The sequence below is a fragment of the Corynebacterium durum genome, from assembly GCF_030408675.1.
GTDB lineage: Bacteria > Actinomycetota > Actinomycetes > Mycobacteriales > Mycobacteriaceae > Corynebacterium > Corynebacterium durum.
The window spans coordinates 2,675,611-2,696,727 of sequence record NZ_CP047200.1 but is presented as its reverse complement, the minus strand read 5'-3'; the positions used below and the strand labels follow the sequence as shown (position 1 = coordinate 2,696,727).

The 21,117-nt window shown below is 56.0% G+C and carries 17 protein-coding genes and 2 rRNA genes; 9 read left to right on the top strand and 10 right to left on the bottom strand.

The annotated features are described in order from the left end of the window. The first annotated feature begins 104 nt into the window (after window positions 1-104). A 23S ribosomal RNA gene (locus tag CDUR_RS12500) occupies window positions 105-3,223 on the top strand. A gap of 179 nt (window positions 3,224-3,402) precedes the next feature. Then, window positions 3,403-3,521 (top strand): 5S ribosomal RNA (gene rrf, locus CDUR_RS12495). A gap of 132 nt (window positions 3,522-3,653) precedes the next feature. Here the strand turns inward: rrf and CDUR_RS12490 are convergent. The 7 genes from CDUR_RS12490 to CDUR_RS12460 form a co-directional block, all read right to left on the bottom strand. Next, a complete protein-coding gene (locus CDUR_RS12490; RefSeq protein ID WP_179418449.1) occupies window positions 3,654-6,008 on the bottom strand; it encodes a hypothetical protein in 2,355 nt (784 codons plus the stop codon). A 14-nt stretch (window positions 6,009-6,022) separates the two neighbouring features. Beyond that, window positions 6,023-7,849, bottom strand: a complete 1,827-nt coding sequence (locus tag CDUR_RS12485) for an HSP90 family protein (RefSeq protein ID WP_006062174.1) — start codon at window positions 7,847-7,849, stop codon at window positions 6,023-6,025. Between the two features lie 24 nt (window positions 7,850-7,873). Continuing rightward, window positions 7,874-8,359: a YbjN domain-containing protein gene (locus CDUR_RS12480; RefSeq protein ID WP_006062175.1), complete on the bottom strand. Its 486-nt coding sequence runs from the start codon at window positions 8,357-8,359 to the stop codon at window positions 7,874-7,876. A 2-nt stretch (window positions 8,360-8,361) separates the two neighbouring features. Further along, on the bottom strand, window positions 8,362-8,808 hold the full coding sequence (locus tag CDUR_RS12475) for a YbjN domain-containing protein (RefSeq protein ID WP_179418448.1): 447 nt from the start codon (window positions 8,806-8,808) through the stop codon (window positions 8,362-8,364). A 200-nt stretch (window positions 8,809-9,008) separates the two neighbouring features. Further along, on the bottom strand, window positions 9,009-11,630 hold the full coding sequence (locus CDUR_RS12470) for an ABC transporter permease (protein ID WP_179418447.1): 2,622 nt from the start codon (window positions 11,628-11,630) through the stop codon (window positions 9,009-9,011). Between the two features lie 3 nt (window positions 11,631-11,633). After that, window positions 11,634-12,434 carry an ABC transporter ATP-binding protein gene (locus CDUR_RS12465; RefSeq protein WP_233452955.1) on the bottom strand — a complete coding sequence of 267 codons (801 nt, stop codon included), beginning with the start codon at window positions 12,432-12,434 and terminating at the stop codon, window positions 11,634-11,636. Between the two features lie 121 nt (window positions 12,435-12,555). Continuing rightward, entirely contained in the window at window positions 12,556-13,593 is a 1,038-nt protein-coding gene (locus tag CDUR_RS12460) for a pseudouridine synthase (RefSeq protein WP_233452954.1), read from the bottom strand. Between CDUR_RS12460 and CDUR_RS12455 the strand changes: the two genes are divergently transcribed. From CDUR_RS12455 to CDUR_RS12445, 3 genes are all read left to right on the top strand, one after another. Beyond that, complete coding sequence (locus tag CDUR_RS12455; protein ID WP_006062181.1) at window positions 13,592-13,735, top strand: hypothetical protein; 144 nt, start codon at window positions 13,592-13,594, stop codon at window positions 13,733-13,735. The two genes, CDUR_RS12460 and CDUR_RS12455, sit on opposite strands and share 2 nt — an antisense overlap. Window positions 13,736-13,925: 190 nt before the next feature. Then, window positions 13,926-14,834, top strand: a complete 909-nt coding sequence (locus CDUR_RS12450) for a universal stress protein (RefSeq protein ID WP_006062182.1) — start codon at window positions 13,926-13,928, stop codon at window positions 14,832-14,834. 138 nt (window positions 14,835-14,972) lie between these two features. Beyond that, the gene (locus CDUR_RS12445) at window positions 14,973-15,608 is read left to right on the top strand and encodes a TetR/AcrR family transcriptional regulator (protein ID WP_040358968.1); all 636 of its coding nucleotides are present in this window, start codon (window positions 14,973-14,975) and stop codon (window positions 15,606-15,608) included. Here CDUR_RS12445 and yidC read toward each other — a convergent pair. Beyond that, window positions 15,605-16,846: a membrane protein insertase YidC gene (yidC, locus tag CDUR_RS12440; RefSeq protein WP_006062184.1), complete on the bottom strand. Its 1,242-nt coding sequence runs from the start codon at window positions 16,844-16,846 to the stop codon at window positions 15,605-15,607. The two genes, CDUR_RS12445 and yidC, sit on opposite strands and share 4 nt — an antisense overlap. 143 nt (window positions 16,847-16,989) lie before the next feature. On the opposite strand from yidC, the gene CDUR_RS12435 reads away from it, so the two are divergent. After that, window positions 16,990-17,787, top strand: coding sequence for a class E sortase (locus tag CDUR_RS12435; protein WP_006062185.1), 798 nt, complete (start codon window positions 16,990-16,992; stop codon window positions 17,785-17,787). Further along, on the top strand, window positions 17,788-17,940 hold the full coding sequence (locus tag CDUR_RS12430) for a hypothetical protein (RefSeq protein WP_006062186.1): 153 nt from the start codon (window positions 17,788-17,790) through the stop codon (window positions 17,938-17,940). Window positions 17,941-17,953: 13 nt separating this feature from the next. Here the strand turns inward: CDUR_RS12430 and CDUR_RS12425 are convergent, their stop codons facing one another. Next, window positions 17,954-18,502 (bottom strand): DUF2020 domain-containing protein, encoded by a 549-nt coding sequence (locus CDUR_RS12425; protein ID WP_179418446.1) that lies wholly within the window; start codon window positions 18,500-18,502, stop codon window positions 17,954-17,956. 24 nt (window positions 18,503-18,526) lie between these two features. Between CDUR_RS12425 and CDUR_RS12420 the strand changes: the two genes are divergently transcribed. Both CDUR_RS12420 and CDUR_RS12415 read left to right on the top strand, forming a co-directional pair. Continuing rightward, complete coding sequence (locus CDUR_RS12420) at window positions 18,527-19,708, top strand: sensor histidine kinase (RefSeq protein ID WP_006062188.1); 1,182 nt, start codon at window positions 18,527-18,529, stop codon at window positions 19,706-19,708. A gap of 55 nt (window positions 19,709-19,763) precedes the next feature. Then, window positions 19,764-20,402 (top strand): LuxR C-terminal-related transcriptional regulator, encoded by a 639-nt coding sequence (locus CDUR_RS12415; protein ID WP_040358973.1) that lies wholly within the window; start codon window positions 19,764-19,766, stop codon window positions 20,400-20,402. A 143-nt stretch (window positions 20,403-20,545) separates the two neighbouring features. Here CDUR_RS12415 and CDUR_RS12410 read toward each other — a convergent pair whose 3' ends face one another. Further along, window positions 20,546-20,890, bottom strand: a complete 345-nt coding sequence (locus CDUR_RS12410) for a histone-like nucleoid-structuring protein Lsr2 (protein WP_040358883.1) — start codon at window positions 20,888-20,890, stop codon at window positions 20,546-20,548. Window positions 20,891-21,117 lie beyond the last annotated feature (227 nt).

Below are 21,117 nucleotides of genomic sequence, written 5' to 3'. Positions count from 1 at the left end.
GTGTTGTGTGAGAACTGTATAGTGGACGCGAAATCATTTTTCTGTTTAATTTCTTTGTGTTGTTTTGTGTGTGTTTTTCGTGTGGCGCACCGCCGGATGGGTGGTGTGTTTGTTGTAAGGGCGCACGGTGGATGCCTGGGCATGTCAAGCCGATGAAGGACGTGAAGGGCTGCGTTAAGCCTCGGGGAGTTGCCGATTAAGCGTTGATCCGAGGATGTCCGAATGGGGAAACCCGGCCGTGGTTATGTGCGGTCACCTGCTGCTGAATGAAATAGGTGGTATGGGGGTTACGCGGGGAAGTGAAACATCTCAGTACCCGTAGGAGAAGAAAACAATATGTGATTCCGTTAGTAGTGGCGAGCGAAGGCGGAGGTGATGGCTAAACTCTATGCGTGGATGATACTTGGTAGGGGTTGCGTGTAGGGGGTTGTGGGATGCGTGTGTCTGGCTGGCTACCACTGGCTGGCACCCTTGGATTGTGTGTTAGGGGAAGTGGTGTGGAATCGCCTGCCGTAGACGGTGAGAGTCCGGTACCTGAAGACATGTGGTTGGGGTGTGTGCGTATTTTCCCGAGTAGCAGCGGGCTCGTGGAATCTGCTGTGAATCTGCCGGGACCACCCGGTAAGCCTGAATACTTGGCGTGACCGATAGTGTAGTTAGTACCGTGAGGGAAGGGTGAAAAGTACCCCGGGAGGGGAGTGAAATAGTTCCTGAAACCGTGTGCTTACAATCCGTCATAGCCCCTTGTGTGGGGTGGTGGCGTGCCTTTTGAAGAATGAGCCTGCGAGTCAGCGGCATGTCGCGAGGTTAACCCGTGTGTGTGGGGTAGTCGTAGCGAAAGCGAATCCTAATGAGGGTGTGTTAAGTGGCATGTTCTGGACCCGAAGCGGGGTGATCTACCCATGGCCAGTGTGAAGCGGTGGTAAAACATTGTGGAGGCGCGAACCCACTTAGGTTGAAAACTGAGGGGATGAGCTGTGGGTAGGGGTGAAAGGCCAATCAAACTCCGTGATAGCTGGTTCTCCCCGAAATGCATTTAGGTGCAGCGTTGCGTGGTTGTTGTTGGTGGTAGAGCGACTGGTTGGTTGATGCGGGACGATCATCTTAGCGATGCCAGCTAAACTCCGAATGCCAATAATATGCGAGCGTGGCAGTGAGACGGCGGGGGATAAGCTCCGTGACGTCGAGAGGGAAACAGCCCAGATCGTCGGTTAAGGCCCCTAAGGGTGTGCTGAGTGGAAAAGGAGGTGTCATCGCGAAGACAGCCAGGAGGTTGGCTTAGAAGCAGCCATCCTTGAAAGAGTGCGTAATAGCTCACTGGTTAAGTGGTGATGCGCCGATAATGTAGTGGGGCTTTTTAAGTACACCGCCGAAACCGCGGCAACACACGTATGTGTGTTGGGTAGGGGAGCGTCGTGCACGCTGGGAAGCTGTCACGGAAGTGGTGGTGGAGTGTGTGCGAGTGAGAATGCAGGCATGAGTAGCGAAAAACATGTGGAAAACGTGTTCGCCGGATGACTAAGGGTTCCTGGGTGAAGCTAATCTTCCCAGGGTGAGTCGGGACCTAAGGCGAGGCCGACAGGCGTAGTCGATGGATAACGGGTTGATAGTCCCGTACCCGTGTATGCGCGACCAGTGGTGACTCGGTTGTACTAACCACCCACTGCCACGGGATCAATGCTTTTGGTGTTGGTTTGGTGTGTGGTGCGTGGGATCTTGATCGTTGGTAGCCAAGCGATGGGGTGACACAGATTGGTAGTCAAGGCCACTTATTGGATTGTGGTGTAAGCGTGTGGCCCGCAGGATAGGTAAATCCGTTCTGCATATAAGGGTGAGGCGTGATGCGTACCCAGATTTGGGGATGTTTGATGTGCCTGTGCTGTCGAGAAAAGCCTCTAGCGATGTGTGTGCACGGCCCGTACCGGAAACCGACACAGGTGGTCTGGTTGAGGATACTAAGGCGTTCGGGTGAACTATGGTTAAGGAACTCGGCAAAATGCCCCCGTAACTTCGGGAGAAGGGGGGCCATGTGCGGCAATCGCCCTTGTGCGGTGTGCGTTGTGTGTGGCCGCAGAGAAGTGAGGGAAGCGACTGTTTATTAAAAACACAGGTCCGTGCGAAGACGTTGCAAGTCGAGGTATACGGACTGACGCCTGCCCGGTGCTGGAAGGTTAAGAGGACTCGTGAGCACGCCCGTGTGGTGTGTGAGGCGGGTAATTGAAGCCCCAGTAAACGGCGGTGGTAACTATAACCATCCTAAGGTAGCGAAATTCCTTGTCGGGTAAGTTCCGACCTGCACGAATGGCGTAACGACTTCCCTGCTGTCTCAACCATAGGCCCGGTGAAATTGCAGTACGAGTAAAGATGCTCGTTTCGCGCGGCAGGACGAAAAGACCCCGGGACCTTTACTATAGCTTGGTATTGGTGTGTGCTGCAGCTTGTGTAGGATAGGTGGGAGACGTGGAAGCATTCACGCTAGTGGGTGTGGAGTCGATTGGTGAAATACCACTCTGGTTGTTGTGTGCATCTAACTGTGGGCCCTGATCGGGTTTTGGGACAGTGCCTGGTGGGTAGTTTAACTGGGGCGGTTGCCTCCTAAATGGTAACGGAGGCGCCCAAAGGTTCCCTCGGCTTGGTTGGTAATCAGGTTTGTAGAGTGTAAGTGCAGTAAGGGAGCTTGACTGTGACACTGACGGGTGGAGCAGGTGCGAAAGCAGGGACTAGTGATCCGGCATCAACGTGTGGGTGTGGTGTCGCTCAACGGATAAAAGGTACCCCGGGGATAACAGGCTGATCTTCCCCAAGAGTTCATATCGACGGGATGGTTTGGCACCTCGATGTCGGCTCGTCGCATCCTGGGGCTGGAGTAGGTCCCAAGGGTTGGGCTGTTCGCCCATTAAAGCGGCACGCGAGCTGGGTTTAGAACGTCGTGAGACAGTTCGGTCTCTATCCGCCGCGCGCGTGGAAACTTGAACAAGGCTGTCCCTAGTACGAGAGGACCGGGATGGACGTACCTCTAGTGTGCCAGTTGTCACGCCGGTGGCATGGCTGGTTGGCTATGTGCGGGAGGGATAACCGCTGAAAGCATCTAAGCGGGAAGCCTGTTGTGAGATGAGGTTTCTGTTGAGGTTCCCTGTAGATGAGGGGGTTGATAGGTCGGAGTTGGAAGCATCGTAAGGTGTTGTGAGATGACCGATACTAATATGACCGACACAAACATACCCCATAGTGGTGGTGGTGTGCCACAGGATTGTGTGCGATAGGGCACATGGTGTGGGAAACATATGCGTGTGTTGACAACACGAAGGAATGATGAAAACAGGACGTCGCTGCCGTTGGTGGTGGTGTGTGGTTTCGTGTTTGCTGTGCAGTGTCTGGCACAACACCAGTTGTGTTGGGTGTGTTGGTGGTGATAGTCGCAGGGTCACGCCCGGTTGTCCTTTTCGAACCCGGTTGCTAAGTCTGTGGGCGCTGATGGTACTGCACCTGGGAGGGTGTGGGAGAGTAGGTTACTGCCAGCATTAATAACTTCAAATAGATGGTGGGTGGGGTGTTGTGTGTGCCTGATGGGCGCACCGGCACCCCACCCCCTTTTTTTTGTTGTTTTGTTTGCTTGTTTGTTTTGCTATGCGGGTGCGGGGTTGTGTGCGGGGTTATGGGGTGTCGTTGATGTAGGCGATGAGTTGTTGTGCTTCGTTGATCAGGGGGTTGCCGAAGAATCGGGGACTAGACAACAACACCAGCACAACACCAGCATGATGGAGTGCGGTGTCATGTTCGTCGCGTTGGACGTGCATGTAGCCGAGGTTTAGATGGGTTTTGGCCTCGCGGACAACGGCGTCAATGTCGTGAAATGCCTGCGTTGCGGCCTGCATGTATGCGATGGCGTTGGTTTGCTGGTCGCAATGCCAGTGCATGTATGCTTTGTCGCTGAGCCATTCGGCGTGGTGCCATTTGGGGCTGTGGTGTTCGTCGAATCCTTCGCTAGTCACAATGGTGTGAAGCTCATCCATGATGGTTTCCATCTGGATGATTTCGTGTTCGGGAACGCGCCCCGGCTGGTCAGCAATGCATCGACAGTACTGGTAGAGTGCTTTGGCTTGTTGTTGGGCGTCGGGGTGGGTAAGGGTAAGCCGGGTTTGCCAGGTGGTTTTGGCGCGTTCGTAGTTTCCATCGCTGGCGAAGAGGTGGGCTGCGGTTTCGTAGTGTTCGCAGCGCGCTGTGTTGTCGTCACTGTTTTCGGCGAGTTCAAGTGCATGTTCGGCGGCTTGGCCGTTGTACTCTAGTTCGCTGAGCGCGGTGACGAGGTGGCTTCTGAGTTTGGTTTCATTGGCGTCATTGATGTCGCTGTTGTCCAGCGTCATGAGCGTCATTTCGGCTACTTCGGCTGCTTCATGGTGTCGTTTCGCCTGGTTGAGGCAGCGGCACAGGTCAACGGCACAGGCGAGTTGAATAGGAATTAGCCCACAAGCGGCGGTGAGGTTGAGGCAGTTTCGATAGGCGTCTATTGCTTCGTTGAGGTACCCGGCGTGGTAGGCTCCGTTGCCGAGGATCCGGTAGCCCATGATGCGGACTCCGATGGGTTCGTTGGTATGAGTGCGCATAGCCTGATCGGCCATTTGGCAGGCGATCATGGGGTCCTCGGTGGCCATGGCTTCGGCAATGAGCCGGTAGGCATCATCATGCCCGGTAAAGGGGTAGGTGATGGTGCCTGTTTGGGAAAGATCAAAAATGGTGTTGGTTGGTATGAAGATGTTGCCTGCGGGCGTATCGTCAAGCCATGGCCGGTCCCCAAGGTTGAGTGGGGGATAGGTGTCTTCTTCAGTTGATTCGTTAAAGACACCGCTGAAGTCAGGAATTGCGGTCCGCGTGTCGACGTCCGCGGGATTAAGGTCCGCGTCAAGGTGAATGGTGTCCAGTTGTTCAGTGACGTCGGTAACGGTATGCGGGTTGGTGAGGCCAGGGCGGGCGTCGAAAAGCGCGGCGATGTCGAGTGCCAGGGTGGTGAACCAGGCGCGGGCTTGCGCGTTGGTGGGGTTGACAAGGGACCCAGTGGGGTGCCAGGGGAGCGTTTCGCCGGGTAGGGTGCCGTAGAATATTTCTTCAGGGGGAAGCGCCGCTGTGACCTGCGCGCCGGCGATGGCTAGTTCCATGAGCACAGTGGGGGTTTCTGCGCGTTCCCACCATGGCAGGTGTCGTAGAAGAATGTGCAGGGCACGTTCGGTGCGGCCAGACAGGGTGAGGTATTTGATGTGTTCAGGGATGTACTCAAGGTAGGCGGGGGATGAGCGGTCGCGTCGGTAGGAGCGGACGTGGGCTGCCCAAGCTTTGGAGTCGTTACCTGTGTATAGCCACGGCATCATCATGACGGTCAACAGCGCCTCAGGCTGTGCTTCGCAGCTTCCGGAGTCCTGGGTGTTCAGGATCTCCTCGCCGATGCTACGGGCGCGGTCCCATTCCTTGAGGTGGGAGTAGTACCGGACTTCATGCATCGGGTCGCAGCTCACGCAGTCGGAAAATTCGGTGCGTGCTGCGGCCCGCCAGTTGGACAGGGCTTTCTCGGCGTCCTCGTACTCGCCGAAATGGTGTAGCAGCAGGTATTCGCGAATGTAGACAGCGCTGAGTTCGTCACCCAAACTCAGGTAAAGTTCCCGCATTTGCTGGAGAACATCTTTGCATTTCTGCACAGGAACGGTAGGCACCTGACGCAGCGCCGTAATGACGTACTTGTACTGCCAGGCGAAGGAGTGCTTGAGCGCATCTGTAAAGAGGTCCGGACGCGTGCGGTACATGTTGTCGCACCAGGTAAAGGGGGCAATCACACGTGTTGCTTCGCCGCCCATGGTGTAGGCGGTGACAAGATTGCTATAGCACTCCAAGGCATCCTCATCACGCCCGAGATCTTCGGCAAGGCGAGCGGCCTGTGCCCAGAGAGCAGAGCATCCCGGACCCCAAGGCGCGGCCTGGGCGCGGGCGATGAGGTCATAGAGGTCGTCAAGATCGGTCATCGTTGAAGGTCCTATCAGCGGAGTGAGGCGGTGATCAGGTTGCTGAACACCTGCGTGGACCAAGCGCGGACGGTAGAGTCCATGGGATGCTTTCCGGCGAGTAGAGCCTGAACAAACAGCCCCCGAATGGCAGATTCAACAATCTGTGGTTGTTGAGAGGTACTGCCCGCCAACTGGTGATTAAGGGTGCAGTTAGCGTTGAAAATTAGCTGGGGAGTGTCCATGCCGTCGTTGTCCAAAGTGGCACCATTCATCAGGTCCACCAGCCCCTCAAAAGCCCCGACGGCTTCATCGATGGCGCGTTGTTCAATCGCTTTACCAGCAACATCTGAGTTGGGCAAGTATAAGACGGGCATGGTGGACGGCTGGAACTGGCGGATTTGGGGCGAGGCTTTATCACCGAGGGCTGCCGACGCGGCGTCGAGAAGCGGGCGCAGAGCGGTGGCATCGGTGCCGTTGGGTTTCTCCAGCACCCCTAGCACCTCTAGCGGGTCCAATTCGCTAATGCCCAGGCCAGGGTGATCCAGCTGAACCTGTGCTAACAGCTCTTCATCAAAGGCAAACCCAGCGTTGACAATGCACAGTTCACTCGCCGAGGCCACTGGAAGCAGGGCACGGAACTGACTATCGGTGCTGGTAAAACGGATTCCCCCGTGCTCCTCAAGCACCTCCTGTAGGGTTTTCATACCCAACGATGTTTGGAACGGCACCGCCGAACACACCAGTTCACGGGTCTTGTCATCGGTGAGAGCCAGCGCCTTCAAACCGTGTACATGAAGTGCCACGAACTCTTGAAACTGTAACGGGTAGTATTCGGCGAGGTCACCGAGCCATTGCCGAATACTGTCACCCAGCTCCTGTCGAGTTTCCTCCAACAGCGAATCATCAAACAGGGACTCCCGGGAGGCCGTGGGGCGCAGAAACTCCGTGTCCACCACAACGCGGGCAAAATACGCCCACTCGGGGAGCAGATCGGTGACATGCGTGCTGAGCAACATGCGTCGCAAATACACGTGGTGCTTGAGCAACTGTCCTGGGTGAGCCCCCTGCGGAATAATAAACGCCACCCCGCGGACCCCCGAGACGGGGACTTCTAGCGGAATGCACGCAAATGGCTGAAAACCAAAGTTATCAATGCACCAACGCTGCTGATCATCAAGCGACATTTCCCACGGCGCAGGCTGTGCCGACAAATGCTCCGCATCCTGAGAGCGGCGTTCGCACGTCACATCCACCGGCAGCAGACGGCCATAGTGATCAATAAGCTTGCTCACTACTGGGTAGTCAAAAAAACGTTCCCCCGGCAGGGACTTCAACACAATCGTGGTACCTGGACCCTGCAGTTCTGCGGGCACTTCCTCCGGCAACGCTGTGCGCACGGTCCAGGTGCCATCCGACCGGCCCTGCCACAGCACCACATCTTCTGGTGCATCCGGCTTGGCGGAACGGGAAAATACCGTGATCTCCAGCGAAACCATGAAACACGACAACAAACCGATGCCAAACTGCCCCAAAAACTCGCTGCGAGCCAGCCCAAACTCGTCGCGTTTCGACGACCCTCCGATTGTGGATAGCAGCGTCTCCGCCTCGACGCGGGTTAGCCCAATGCCAGTATCGGTAATACTCAGGAACTCCCCGTTGTTGTCCGTGATGAAGCGAATCCGCGCGGGCGATCCTTCCGGTTCCAGCTCACGTCGCGCAGTGATGGCATCGAAGCCGTTTTGCAGGAGTTCACGGACAAACACCCGTGGCCCTGAATAAAGATTGCGCGATAAAAGCTCAACCATGCCACCAAGATCGACCTGGAAATTCTGCGAATCAGCCTGCTGGCCAGGGCCCATGAGAGTAACTACCTTTTGTTGTGTCTAACGTTGCTCGATCTGCACGTCAAAATGCTCAGCGAACCGTTTCATCGCTGCCAAGTTGGCGCTCAGTGCAACATTAACCCACTCCACTAGCTGTTCATCAGTCGCACCTGCCGGGCAGAGAATAGCGCTGTCGACGCGCAACATGACGGTGCCCTCATCCTCATCAGAGGTGATAAATGACGTGCCGAAATTCGTTCCCAGATTATGGTCAGCAGCCCACATCACAGCGTCTTCGAAACGATCCAACGACAGTGTCAGGTTGTTGATGCCAAAGGCAGACACCATCAGGCAGTTATCGTGCTCGGTGGAAAAAACTGTGTACACGCCGTCGAAATATGCGTACAAAAACTGCGGGTTCTCCACCTGTTCGGGGGTGCCTACGTTCCAACCGTTCCGGGCGACCAGCGACTGCAAGCGCTGGAAAGACACCGGCTGCACCACATTTTCCTCCCCTTGGGATTCCGTGTTGTTAAACCACGCCATAGCTAGTCCTCCTGCTCTTCTTCCCAATCAACAACGTGCGGGAAAATCTCTTTCATCTGTTCCGAGGCGTAGACAAAAGAACCAATTTCCATACGCACCTGGGCGAGCAGTTGCTCATCGGTCATCCCCGGGTGGTTCAGCACCGAATGCTCGAACATGATCTTGGCGCGGTTGCTATCCTCATTGGAGTTGACCAGGATCTTTGGGGACAACAACTTGCTGTTCAGATCGTTGGCCACAAAGTATGCCTTACGAATGTCCTCTGCGACGGTCAACTCGCCCCGCCAATATGCATACGTCCGCAGGACATCCTCAGAAATGTTGAACCACACAGCCATGTCGGGGAACCCTAAACCAAGCTCACCGTCGTTGAGATCAATGTCATAGACAAGGTCTTCCTCCTTCACGATGGACTCCAAACGGTCCATAGTGATCTTTGGGAATGACATAGGTAACTACTTTCTTCCTCGGGTGAGTATCAGGTACGCAGTGGCGTGCAAGGGTGTCGTCTTGATCGCCGCACTCCAGCCTAACACTCGTATTACGCGAAAACCGCAGCTATTTTCGTGTTGCGCTGTCCACAATAAACCCCCTACCACTGAAATCACGTATTCGCGCGCCATCAACAGTAGGGGGTGTCACAGCGTTGCTACTCGGAGATAGCCTCCAGTGGCTTCGTCTTAGCAGCCTTGTGGCCTGGCCACACCGCCGCCAGAACGCCCACAAAACCAGATCCGACCAGCATAATGAGCACCTGCATCCATGGGATGACAACCTTATCCAGGCCATCACCGGACAGGATGGACACAAACGCCCAACCCACACCCAAGCCAATGGCCGCACCAATCAGCGCACCGAACAGGGCAATCACTGCTGACTCAATGTAGATCATCCTGCGAATCTGCCCACGCTGCGTGCCGACGGCGCGCAACATGCCGATTTCCCGTCGACGCTCAATGACGCTCAACGCCAGGGTGTTAATGATGCCCAGGACGGCAATCACCACTGCCAAGGCCAGCAGACCGTAGAGGATATTGAGCATCTGACTGATACCCTGCGCGGATTGGCCCTTGTACTCGGTCTTGCTGAGCACTGAGATGACAATGTCGTCGGCAACGGCTTTTTCCAGGTTCTCGCGAACAGTGGTCTGGCTGGCGCCAGGATCAGTTTTCACAAAAATCTTAGTGATCTTGATGTCCGGCTGTTTCACCACTTGTTCTGCCGTAGGCATCGGAATGAAGAAGCGCATTTCAGAACTGTTGTCCTCCGTGATGGCCTGGACGGTGGCCTGGCGCTCGCTGTTGGGATCACCAGCGACGCCGAAAGTGTTACCAGACGCGACCACTGCCTCAACGCTGAATTTGCTGAGTGTGACCTGGTCGCCCACACCAACATTCAGCTGCTGCGCAGTGCTTTGTGACAGCACAATCCCGTTCTGAGAATTCGTGTCGATGGTGCCGTCGGTGACCTTCATGTCGTAGACACGGGATATATCACCCATGACGACAGGAGAAGTGGCCCCATTAAGGTTGCCATCAAGAGCCTGGTTGTTCACCAGAATCGGCGCAGTAGAGACAGTAGCGGTGGAGTCCACGCCCTCAACACGGTTAATGCGCTCGGGGGCATCCTTCGGGATAGATAACGACGAGTTCTGCGGTCCAGTGAGAACGAAATCCGCAGTGATGGAGCTATCTAACATATCCGACGTGCTGTCACGCATCGTGGCACCCAGCATGCCGATGGAGCTGACCATCATCAACCCCAGCGTCAAGGCGAAAGACGTGGTTGCCGTACGACGGGGATTGCGGCGCGAGTTAGTGGCGGCGAGTTTGCCCACGACGCCGAACGGGGCACCGACAATCCGGCCGAGTCCGCCCACAAGTGGAATGGACAGCATAGGACCAGCAAGCCACAGGCCAATGACCAGGAAGAAGGCGCCAACACCAATGATGCTGGCCTTGAGGCCAATACCCCCTGCACTGATGACGGCAGGGATGACCACAAGCGCCACACCGAGGGCCAGGACAACTCCACCGAAAACGGTTCGTACCAGCAGGGAGTCACTGCTGGACTGGTCGCCACTACGCATTGCCTGAACAGGCCGCACCGCTCCAGCGCGGCGAGCGGGTGCCCACGCGCTGAGAACGGTGACAATAATGCCCACGATAAGTGGGATGGCAATGGACTGGGCAGTCAAACCCAAACCAGTACTGGGGAACCCAAAGCCACGGGCCTCCATGATGGCGTAGATGAGGCGAACAATGCCCACACCAGCAGCAATGCCCAGCAGGGAGCCAATGATGCCCACAATGATTGCCTCAAAGATCACAGCGCGAGTGATCTGGGATTGTTTTGTTCCGATGCTCCTGAGCAGAGCGAACTCGCGGTTACGCTGAGCGACGATCATGGAGAAGGTGTTGGAAATGATGAACGTGCCCACCAGCAGCGAAATGCCAGCAAATGCCCACAGGAAGTAGTTCACGAAGGACAGTGCTGTTTTGATCTGTTTGGTGGTCTGCTCAACCAGTGCTTGGCCCGTTTCAAACTTCACGGTGGGGTGTTGGGTGCTGAGGCGTTCGCGGACGCTATCGGCAGACGCGCCGTCGTTAAGCGAGATACTTGCCTGGGAAACATGCTGCCCATCGGTGAATTTCTGCAGGTAGGTGGGTTCTGAGTATAGGACACCGATGGTGCCACCGGCATCCGCGCCGAACTCGAAAATGCCCGTGACTTTGGCTGGGGAACGGTCTTGCGGTGTGACGACCGTGATGGTGTCGCCAACCTTGATATTGCCCTTCTCAGCGGCAGTTGTGTTCACAGCAATCTCATCAGGCTGCTGAGGGTATGCGCCGTCCTTCAACGGCAAAAATGACATGGCTTGCTGGGGTGGGTCGACAGCAAACGCTGAAGAATCGAGCCCACCAGTTTGTAGCGCCTTCCCGTCACTGCCTGTGATAGCCACCGAAGACTGGTAATTGGCAACGCTGACGCCCCTAACATCGGGATCGGCACGTAGTTGCTCAATCAGCGGCAAGGGAAGACCACCAATGCTCTGATCAGTGGGTTGAACGACAAGATCAACGTCGTCATACGCCGACGAAATCATCGAGGTGAAGCTCTGCGACAAACTGCTGGTAAACATGCTGGAACCGGCGATAAACGCGGTACCCAGTACCACCGACAAAATAGTCAACACAAGGCGCAACTTGTGCGCGGCAATAGTGCGCAGCGAAATAGTGCGCATGGGGGAACGCATGGATGTGACAGACATGGGCTACATATCCTCGATCCTGGCCATGATGCGCAGAATATTCTCGGCGGTGGGATTATCCAGCTCCTCCACAAGCCGACCATCGGCCAAGAACACCACGCGATCGGCGTACGACGCCGCCTTCGCATCGTGGGTCACGATCACCACGGTTTGATTCAGCTCATCCACCGACGTGCGCAAAATATCCAACACCTCCGCCGAGGAATTGGAATCCAAGTTGCCCGTAGGTTCGTCACCAAAAATGATCTCCGGACGTGAAATTAACGCACGGGCCACAGCGACACGCTGCTGCTGACCACCAGACAACTCGGCAGGGCGGTGATTTAAACGCTCCGTCAAACCAAGGCGTTTAGTCACCTCATCAAACCACTGCGGGTCAACCTTGCGACCCGCAATCTCCATAGGCAGCGTGATGTTTTCCTTCGCAGTCAGCGTGGGCACCAGGTTAAAAGACTGGAACACAAAGCCCAAGCGGTCACGACGCAGGGTAGTGATGTTCTTGTCGCGCAAGTGGGACAGCTCCGTGTCGCCAATGAACGTCTGCCCGTCAGTCACCGTGTCCAAACCGGCCATGCAGTGCATCAACGTTGACTTTCCTGACCCCGATGGTCCCATGATGGCAGTGAAACGACCCTGCGAGAACTCAATGTTGACGCTATCCAACGCGGTGACAGCAGTATCGCCTGATCCATAGCGCTTCACCAGATTGACTGCACGGGCAGCGATGGGAAGAGTATGCGATGGCCGTGACGGCTGCTGCGGGGGTTGTGGAGCAGACGACGGCGTGGACACTGGTTCAACCATGGGAAAGAAATCCTCAACTTGTCGGAAACAAAAACGGCTGCGCACGTACCCGTTAGGCAACACCGTGATGCAGAGCCATGATGCCAATAGGCTCTGGCACTTGCACGTCACAACTGAAATGTCAGCTAGCGGACTGGCAGCTTGTTACTTCTATTATTGCTGAAATCGGTTGTGTTCGCCGTGACTGAAAGCAATGGAAGGATTCAGTGAAAGGATCAACAAAGGACAAGGACCTCGCCAGCAACTGTAACGGTCTACCATAATCCTCCACATTCTCAGGCAAAACAACAGGATAAATGGGATCGCCTAGGATGGGTGCTCCGGCCAACCACATATGCACCCGCAACTGATGTGTACGCCCCGTAGTGGGGCGCAGGGTATACCTACCTAGTGGAGGCAGCTCCCCCTCCGTGGGACCGTATATCTTTTCACACTGCGCCTGCTCCACCTGGGTGAGTGGGGACACAGAAACCAGTTCCGTGCGGGCATTGGGCTCACCGTCAGTGATAAATGTTTGTAAACTCCCGCGCTTATGCTCCATCCGGTGCTCCCACACCACCGGAGTATCCCATCGCTTTAGAGGAGCGATAGCCTCATAGACTTTCTGCGTCTGGCGCGTGGCGAACAGCTCCTGATACGCCCGTCGTACCCCCGGTGTTTTTGTGAAAATCAGCACACCTGAAGTCAAGCGATCAAGGCGATGCGCTGGCGATAACTCGTGATTTCCCGTCTGCCGACGCAAGCGCACCAACGCCGTTTCAGTAATATGACGCCCCCTAGGCAAAGTCGACAAAAACGGGGGTTTATCCACGACGAGCAGGCGCTCATCCTCGTATAACGTGGGACAATCGTAGGGAACCATCGGTTCAGGGGCAGGAATGCGATAAAACCACACGTCCGCACCTGGAGTGACCAATTGTTCTGGGGAAAAGGGGCGTCCTTGCAGGTCAACAACCTCGCGGGCGGCAAAACGAGCATCAATGGCAGCGTCGTTGTCATCGCCATGACGGTGCGTCTGCGTCTGCACCAAAAATGCAATGAAATCTCGCGCCGGGGTGGGTGGGGCATCTAACGGCAGGCGTGCACGCGATGGGTTTAACCCATCTCGCACTGGCAAAGGTGCTTTTTTGCTGCGTTTATGTACTATTCTTTGCCCCATGGATATCAATACTCTCATAGCCCCGGTGATTGAATTTTTCGGCACCACGCTGGGCCAACAAATCGGCAACATTCTCCGTGCAATTTACACGGTGTTGTACCCGCCAAATGCGGCTGCGGCGCGGGTTGAGCCGACTCCATAATCAGACAATTATGGGAAATGCCGCTCTTTAGGGCGGCACAGCACTGAATGTGCAGTTGGGGGATGTGGGGTGGAAGGGGCGGGCGTCGATAATGACCCCCTTCGGGGTTATAACCAGCTGATGTAACTGGGCATATATAGGTAAGCTGGTGGTAGGATGCGGTTCCCCTTGACCGAAAGGTTGCACGCAGATGAATAAGGAAAACATTGTTGTTGTAGCCATTGATGGCTCAGACGCCTCAAAAGTCGCAGTCCGCTGGGCGGCCAACACCGCAATGAAGCGTGACATTCCGCTGCGGTTGGCAGCAAGCTACTCCATGCCGCAGTTTCTTTACGCAGAGGGAATGGTTCCACCCCAGGAACTGTTCGATGAGCTGCAAGAAGAAACCATGGAGAAGATCAACGAGGCCCGTGAGATTGCTCATGAGGTCGCACCGGATATCAAAATCGGACACACTATCGCAGAGGGCAGCCCCATTGACATGCTGCTGGAAATGTCCAAGTACGTCACCATGATCGTTATGGGTTCGCGTGGACTTGGCGGCCTTTCCGGTATGGTCATGGGTTCAGTCTCTGCGGCGGTGGTCAGCCACGCGCACTGCCCTGTTGTGGTGGTGCGCGGTGACAACCCCGTCACTGAAGACACCAAATACGGTCCTGTTGTGGTGGGTGTGGACGGCTCCGGGGTCAGCCAAAAAGCAATCGAATACGCCTTTGCTGAAGCATCCGCACGCGAATGCGAGCTCATCGCGGTGCACACGTGGATGGATATGCAGATTCAAGCATCTCTCGCCGGACTTTCTGCTGCTCAGCAGCAATGGAAAATCGTCGAGGAAGAGCAGAATATGCTCCTTGGACACCGCCTGGCAGGCTACGCGGAGAGGTACCCAGATGTGCAGGTCACCCGGGTGGTCACTCGAGACCGGCCAGTGCGGGCGCTTGTCGACGCCGCGAAAGGCGCGCAACTGCTCGTGGTCGGCTCTCACGGGCGCGGCGGGTTCAAAGGCATGCTGCTGGGTTCCACCTCCCGCGCACTTCTGCAATCCGCGCCGTGCCCCATGATGGTGGTTCGGCCAGATAGTGACGCTAAAGCGCACTGACTCCATAGGCGGCCCTCAATCGGGCCGCCTTTCGTTGTGCTGAACAGATTTGTCTATTTTTTTGGGGTGTGTGGTATATCTACAGTGCTGGGGAGGTATTCTAAAGGGGTCTAAGCAACGAGAGAGGAAGTGGGAATAATCGCAGCGCAGACAAAAGCGACACACGCTAAAACGTCCAGCCGTCGACGTAACCGCCCCAGCCCCCGGGAGCGGCTTTTAGCCAGCGCCACGCAACTGTTCACCACCGAAGGAATTCGCGTCATCGGCATTGACCGTATCCTGCGGGAAGCCGATGTCGCCAAAGCCAGCCTTTACTCGCTCTTCGGATCCAAAGACGCCCTGGTGATCGCCTACCTTCAGGACCTCGACCAGAAATGGCGCGACACCTGGCGGGAGCGCACCGCAGACATGGAGCACCCAGAAGACAAAATCCTGGCGTTCTTTGACATGTGTCTTGATGAAGAACCCGCCAAAGACTTCCGGGGGTCGCACTTCCAAAATGCGGCTAATGAATACCCACGACCTGAAACCGAGGGGGAACGCGGCATTGTTGCAGCCGTGATGGAACACCGACGCTGGTGCCACCAAACCATGACGGACCTGCTTACCGAAAAAAACGGGTATCCAGGAACCACGCAGGCAAATCAACTGCTCGTGTTCATTGATGGCGGCATGGCCGGGGCGAAGCTGAGTCGCAGTCTCCTACCCTTGGAAACGGCACGCGACCTGGCTAAACAGCTCCTCTCCGCGCCACCCGCAGATTACTCGATCTAGCTTCGTTTGAGGTGCCGGGGGCCATTGGGGCTGCGGGGCACAGCCTCCCACTGCGCCCGGGTTTCTCTCCTCATGCGGTGACGGCCTGGTGGTGGCGGCTTGTTAGCTTCGCGCTCCATGCGTTCCCGTTCGCGCTTGATTTTGACAGCCTCACGCCGCTTGTCCTTGATTTCTTGTTTTTTGGTGCGGGCGGCGTAGCGCTCGTACTCCCAGTCTTCAATGGCCTTGCGGTTTGCGGCCCGTAGCTGCGGGATGCGGTGGGGAAGCAACACCATGAGAAGGCGTCGACGTCGCAGCCCCCACTTGTAGGCGCGCTTCTTGCGGACGCGGTCACGTCGTTCCTGCTTGCTGAGCTCTCGGAAGTCCTCGTACTCGGGGGTGAGCGGAAAATGTTTGTCCAGGAGTTTTGAGATGGTGATGTACTGCGTCATGGTCCACAACGAGTTTGCGAACCAGTAGAGGCTGATGGCCACTGGTGCGGGGCCGGTCAGGCCGAAACTGATGGGGAAGACCGGGACGGTGAACGCCATCACAATGGTTGCTTTGTACAGGCCCACCGCAAAGGAGGACTTGTAGTCCATGGTGAGCAAGTTCCTGTACATGGAGTACACCATGTTCACGGACATAAAGATGGCTGCAGAGATGAAGAAAGGCAGGGCAAATCGGAATACGGCGTCGTGGTTGGTGTTGAGGAAGGTGAACTGCTCGTCCGTCATGGCCACATAGGCGGGCATGGGGACACCGCCAACACGGCCTTCGAGGAATGTTGCGACGTCGTTAGACGTGAGAAAACCGATGGGAGCGTGGGTGGTGGCGTGCAGCCCCTCTGTGGGGCGTGCCATGCGAAGGAGCACTTGGTAGAGTCCCATGAACATGGGAAGTTGAATGAGTGTGGGGACACAGCCAGCGGAGACGCGGTAATCGTGGTCTTTGAAAAGCTTACGCCGGGCTTTTTGGAGTTCGTCGTCGGCTTCGGCGTCGGTTCGGTCCTGGAACTCTTCTTCAAGTTGGCTGAGTTTTGGGCGCAGATTCACATAGATACGACCGGCCCGGTACTGCATCCACGCTGGGGGCAGAATGGTGAGGCGGACTACTATGATGAGGCCAAATATGGACAGCATCCATGCCGTAGAGTCACTGAGCCCCAGGACGGAATGTAGCAGGATATGCCACATTTTCATGATGCCCGATACCGGGTAGATCAAGAATTCCACCGGGTAGATCAGGAAGCGCAGCACGAATGTTGCCTCCTTGTTCTATCGGTGTCAGGGCCTTCGAGAGCCGTCGTCTTTATTAAATGGTAACCAAATATTCTGTGGGTAGGCACCCAGAGTCACAGCTTTGCTTAAGTTTTGGGGAGCAGCTGATAGTATTTTCAGCCATGAGTAGAGCTGATACTGACTCTCGTCGGAGAGTTGGGATCACCCAGATTTTGGGTGAGTTGCTGGTCACAATAGGTGTGCTGGCATTGCTGTTTGCCTTCTATGAGGCGTACTGGACAAATTTGGAAGCTGGCCGCGAACAAAGCAGGGTATCGGACCAACTGCAAAAGGGATGGGACAGTGAGCGGGTGAATCCGCGTCAGAAGCACACCCCGGCGCTTGGCGAAGCCTTCGCAAGGATGTACATTCCGGCGTTCGGGTCGGATTTTCAGTTTGCCATTGTTGAAGGCACAGGTGATAAGGATCTGCTTGCGGGTCCTGGGCACTACGCCGAGTCCCAAATGCCGGGCCAGCCGGGTAATTTTGCTGTGGCGGGGCACCGTGTGGGTAAGGGCGCGCCGTTCAATGATTTGGGTAACTTGAAGACCTGCGACGCGGTGGTCGTGGAAACGCAAGCGACATGGGAGATTTACCGTGTGTTGCCCATTGATGCGTCACAGGCTACGCGCCACGCAGAGGCCGCGAAGTGCTTATCGCCGGAGCAGGTGGAACGTGTCTCCACAGGGGAGTACGCCGGGGTGGACGGCCGGGTGATTACTCTGCCGGGTGACGTCGGGGTGATTAATCCTGTGCCAGGTATGGCCGGTGCGGCGGCTCCGACAATGGAGAGCTTGATGACCATGACCACCTGCCACCCGCAGTTTTCTAACGCCGAGCGCATGATCGTTCACGCCATGCACGTGCGTACAGACCCCAAAGCGGACGGCTTCCGCCCTGCTGAATTGGAGGAAAAATAAATGTATGGGTTTATTTGGCGTCATTTGCCCGGACCCACACCGGTGAAAATACTCATCAGCGTGGTGTTGTTGGCTGCGGTGTTTATGCTGCTCATGGAGGTTATCTTCCCGATAATCTCGCAGTATATGCCTTACAATGATGTGTCCGTTTAGGGTTCTTCTTGGGTTATAGCCCTAGCGCGCCGATCACTTCCGTGGCCACAAGTTCAGCTTTGAGGGATTGCTCTTGATTGCTGAACACCACCACGGCGGTTGAGTCTTTCTGGACGGCGTAGACAGCGCGGCCGTCGCCACCGAACCGCCCGCCAGACCACCCTGTGGGTTCCTCTGCGGGGTCCGTAGTGGCGATCGGGGCCGCCCAGTCCACAACAGCAACGGCCTCGTCGGGGGAAGGCATGTGCCGTACAAGAACGGTGAGTTGTGGGTCCTCCGAGTACGACCAGAAAACACACGCAGGGGGATCAAACCGCGTATCGACGCCCACGCGGGTCACCCGTTGCCCGTTTGTTTGCGCGACCCACGCCGCGTCGAGGTAGGGACACGCTTCTGCGGGTTGGGTATCGGGCAGTGTATCGGCGGGAAGCGTGGGTGTTGCGGTGGCCGTTGATGCCTCTGCCATGGTCGCAGATACCGTACCGGGGGGAACGTTGGGGGTGGCGGAGGTGCACCCTGCTAGAAGCACCGCCGCAACAAGAAGAGAGATTGTAAGGCGCATAGATAACAGCCTAGGGTTTTGCCTATGACGAAAAAAACAGTGGGTCCCGGTGAGAACGGGATGCGCCAGGGAATTCACATTCTCACGGGATTGCTGTTGGTTGTTATCGTGGCATCCGCGTTGAGGAATTCCCTCATGCAGATGGGGTTGGTTGCGCTGGTGGCGGCAACCTTTGGGGGTGTGTATGCGCTGGGTGCGCGGCGTCGAGACGCAATGTCACTGGGAATGTCGCAGTTGTGGCTTCTGGCGTTGACACTGTTATGGGTGGTGTTGCTGCCGATTCACAGTATTGCCGTGTATTTGGTATTCCCACTGTACTTTCTTTATTTGCAGGTAATGCCCGATTTTCGGGGCGTCATTGCGGTGGTGGGGGCAACGGCGATCTCGATTTTCAGCCGATTACCTGTGGGTATTACCGCAGGCGCTATTTTAGGGCCAGTGGTTGCTGCGGTCGTGTCCGTAGGTATTGACTATGCGTTTCGTGCCCTGTGGACTGTGAGTCAGGAGCGCCAGGAATTAATTGAGGAATTGCTGGAAACCCGCTCACAGTTAGCCGCGACGGAACGGGCCGCAGGCATTGCGGCAGAACGCCAGCGTATTGCGCACGAGATTCATGACACCCTGGCGCAGGGACTGTCCAGTATTCAAATGCTACTTTATGTCGCTGAGCAGGATTTACTGAAAACCGGGATTAGTGAAGAAGAAGCCGAGGTGCCGCTGAAAAAAATTCGTCTAGCGAAAAGCACCGCAGCCGATAACCTTGGTGAAGCGCGGGCAATGATTGCTGCTCTTCAGCCAGCGGCGCTGTCAAAAACATCTTTAGAAGGTGCTTTGCAGCGCGCCGCCAGTGGTATTCACGGTACGGAAATAGTGATTGTCGTGGATGGCGATGAACGGCAGCTTCCGATGCGCACCGAGGCGTCACTATTAAGGATCGCCCAAGGTGCATTAGGGAATGTGGCCAAGCATGCACAGGCCGAACGCTGCCACGTCACATTGTCGTACGGTGAGAAGGAAGTGCGGTTGGATATTGTTGATGACGGTGTGGGCTTCAACCCTGAATTAATCGCGGAACGTCCAGTGGGCTTGGGGCATATCGGTCTTGATGCGATGCGTCAGCGGGCCGCTGAACAGGGTGGAGAAGTTAATGTTGAATCAAGCCCTGGTAATGGGACGGCAGTGAGTGTGGCATTACCAGTGGAGTAAGATAATCACGAATTAATTTAGGTTACCCTAGGTTTGAGAAGGGATGACAGACACGATGATCCGTGTGCTACTTGCAGATGACCATGAGATAGTTCGCCTAGGGCTTCGCGCTGTGCTGGAAGATGCAAACGATATTGAAGTGGTTGGTGAAGTATCTACAGCAGAAGCCGCAATAGCGGCCGCTCAGGCTGGGGGAATTGATGTCATCCTTATGGACCTACGTTTTGGCGCGGGTGCGGAAGGCACACTTGTATCAACAGGTGCTGACGCCACCGCAGCGATTAAACGCACCATGAAAAATCCACCAAATGTGCTGGTGGTAACCAATTATGACACCGACGCTGATATTCTTGGGGCCATTGAGGCGGGCGCAGTGGGATACCTGCTTAAAGACGCTCCACCTGCGGATTTGCTGGCCGCAGTGCGCTCTGCGGCGGAGGGGGATTCCACATTATCGCCGGTGGTGGCTAATCGTTTGATGACGCGAGTGCGCACCCCGCGCACTTCGCTCACGCCTCGCGAATTGGAAGTGCTGAAACTAGTAGCCGCAGGCTCGTCCAATCGCGATATTGGCAAAGTCCTTTTTTTGTCTGAAGCGACAGTGAAATCGCATTTGGTGCACATTTACGACAAGCTTGGTGTGCGTTCTCGCACCTCAGCGGTGGCTGCGGCCCGAGAGCAGGGAGTGCTCTAGGCTGCTTTAGGCTTTAGGTGTTCTGAAGTGGCCTAAAGGCAGTGTGGAGGCATGAGCAAGGGGCGTGGTGGTCGTTCATCCAGGAGATCACCACGCCCCTTGCGCATGCCTTGAGAGACGCTGTGCAACGCCCCTAGTGCGTGCTAGGAGTTTGCGTTGTCGTAAGCGTCAATGACGTTTTGCGGGATCTTTCCGCGGCTAGCCACCTCAATGCCGCGATCCTGGGCCCAGAGGCGAATCTGGCGCGTACGAGTGCGGTTAGCGTCGCTCATGCCGCCACGGCGACGGGGGCGCGGTGCGGCAGGAACGATGCGTGCTGCCTCAAGGAAGGGGGACAGTGCATCGCGGAAACGTGCAGCATTATCTGCAGAAACGTCAAGAGTGTAATCAGTGCCGTCAACACTGAATCGAACGACATTCAACTCCGCTTCAGTCAGCGGGCTGTTATCCAAATCGTCGAAGTACTGGGTGATTTCGCGGCGTGCCATGGTTCTCCTTATGGTCCACATTGGGGTTGGGGGTGATTTAGTTTTGGGCAACATTTTTCCACTTCAATACGCTGGAGCGGATGAAATTTGCCCTGAGCCATCTGACGCGACTCCCTCTTGTTGGATGGCCCTTAACGGAGAATCCGGCGGGATCAAAAATAGCACTTAACGCGATTCGTTGATTGTCCCGCAGATTGTTTCACCATCGCATCGTGACGCAAAAGGGA

Bases quoted from the DNA above. Each gene is read 5' to 3' on its own strand.
- CDUR_RS12490 (WP_179418449.1), bottom strand. From the start codon at position 6,008: ATGACCGATCTTGACGACCTCTATGACCTCATCGCCCGCGCCCAGGCC.
- CDUR_RS12485 (WP_006062174.1), bottom strand. From the start codon at position 7,849: ATGGGCCCTGGCCAGCAGGCTGATTCGCAGAATTTCCAGGTCGATCTT.
- CDUR_RS12480 (WP_006062175.1), bottom strand. From the start codon at position 8,359: ATGGCGTGGTTTAACAACACGGAATCCCAAGGGGAGGAAAATGTGGTG.
- CDUR_RS12475 (WP_179418448.1), bottom strand. From the start codon at position 8,808: ATGTCATTCCCAAAGATCACTATGGACCGTTTGGAGTCCATCGTGAAG.
- CDUR_RS12470 (WP_179418447.1), bottom strand. From the start codon at position 11,630: ATGTCTGTCACATCCATGCGTTCCCCCATGCGCACTATTTCGCTGCGC.
- CDUR_RS12465 (WP_233452955.1), bottom strand. From the start codon at position 12,434: ATGGTTGAACCAGTGTCCACGCCGTCGTCTGCTCCACAACCCCCGCAG.
- CDUR_RS12455 (WP_006062181.1), top strand. From the start codon at position 13,592: ATGGATATCAATACTCTCATAGCCCCGGTGATTGAATTTTTCGGCACC.
- CDUR_RS12460 (WP_233452954.1), bottom strand. From the start codon at position 13,593: ATGGGGCAAAGAATAGTACATAAACGCAGCAAAAAAGCACCTTTGCCA.
- CDUR_RS12450 (WP_006062182.1), top strand. From the start codon at position 13,926: ATGAATAAGGAAAACATTGTTGTTGTAGCCATTGATGGCTCAGACGCC.
- CDUR_RS12435 (WP_006062185.1), top strand. From the start codon at position 16,990: ATGAGTAGAGCTGATACTGACTCTCGTCGGAGAGTTGGGATCACCCAG.
- CDUR_RS12430 (WP_006062186.1), top strand. From the start codon at position 17,788: ATGTATGGGTTTATTTGGCGTCATTTGCCCGGACCCACACCGGTGAAA.
- CDUR_RS12425 (WP_179418446.1), bottom strand. From the start codon at position 18,502: ATGCGCCTTACAATCTCTCTTCTTGTTGCGGCGGTGCTTCTAGCAGGG.
- CDUR_RS12420 (WP_006062188.1), top strand. From the start codon at position 18,527: ATGACGAAAAAAACAGTGGGTCCCGGTGAGAACGGGATGCGCCAGGGA.
- CDUR_RS12415 (WP_040358973.1), top strand. From the start codon at position 19,764: ATGATCCGTGTGCTACTTGCAGATGACCATGAGATAGTTCGCCTAGGG.
- CDUR_RS12410 (WP_040358883.1), bottom strand. From the start codon at position 20,890: ATGGCACGCCGCGAAATCACCCAGTACTTCGACGATTTGGATAACAGC.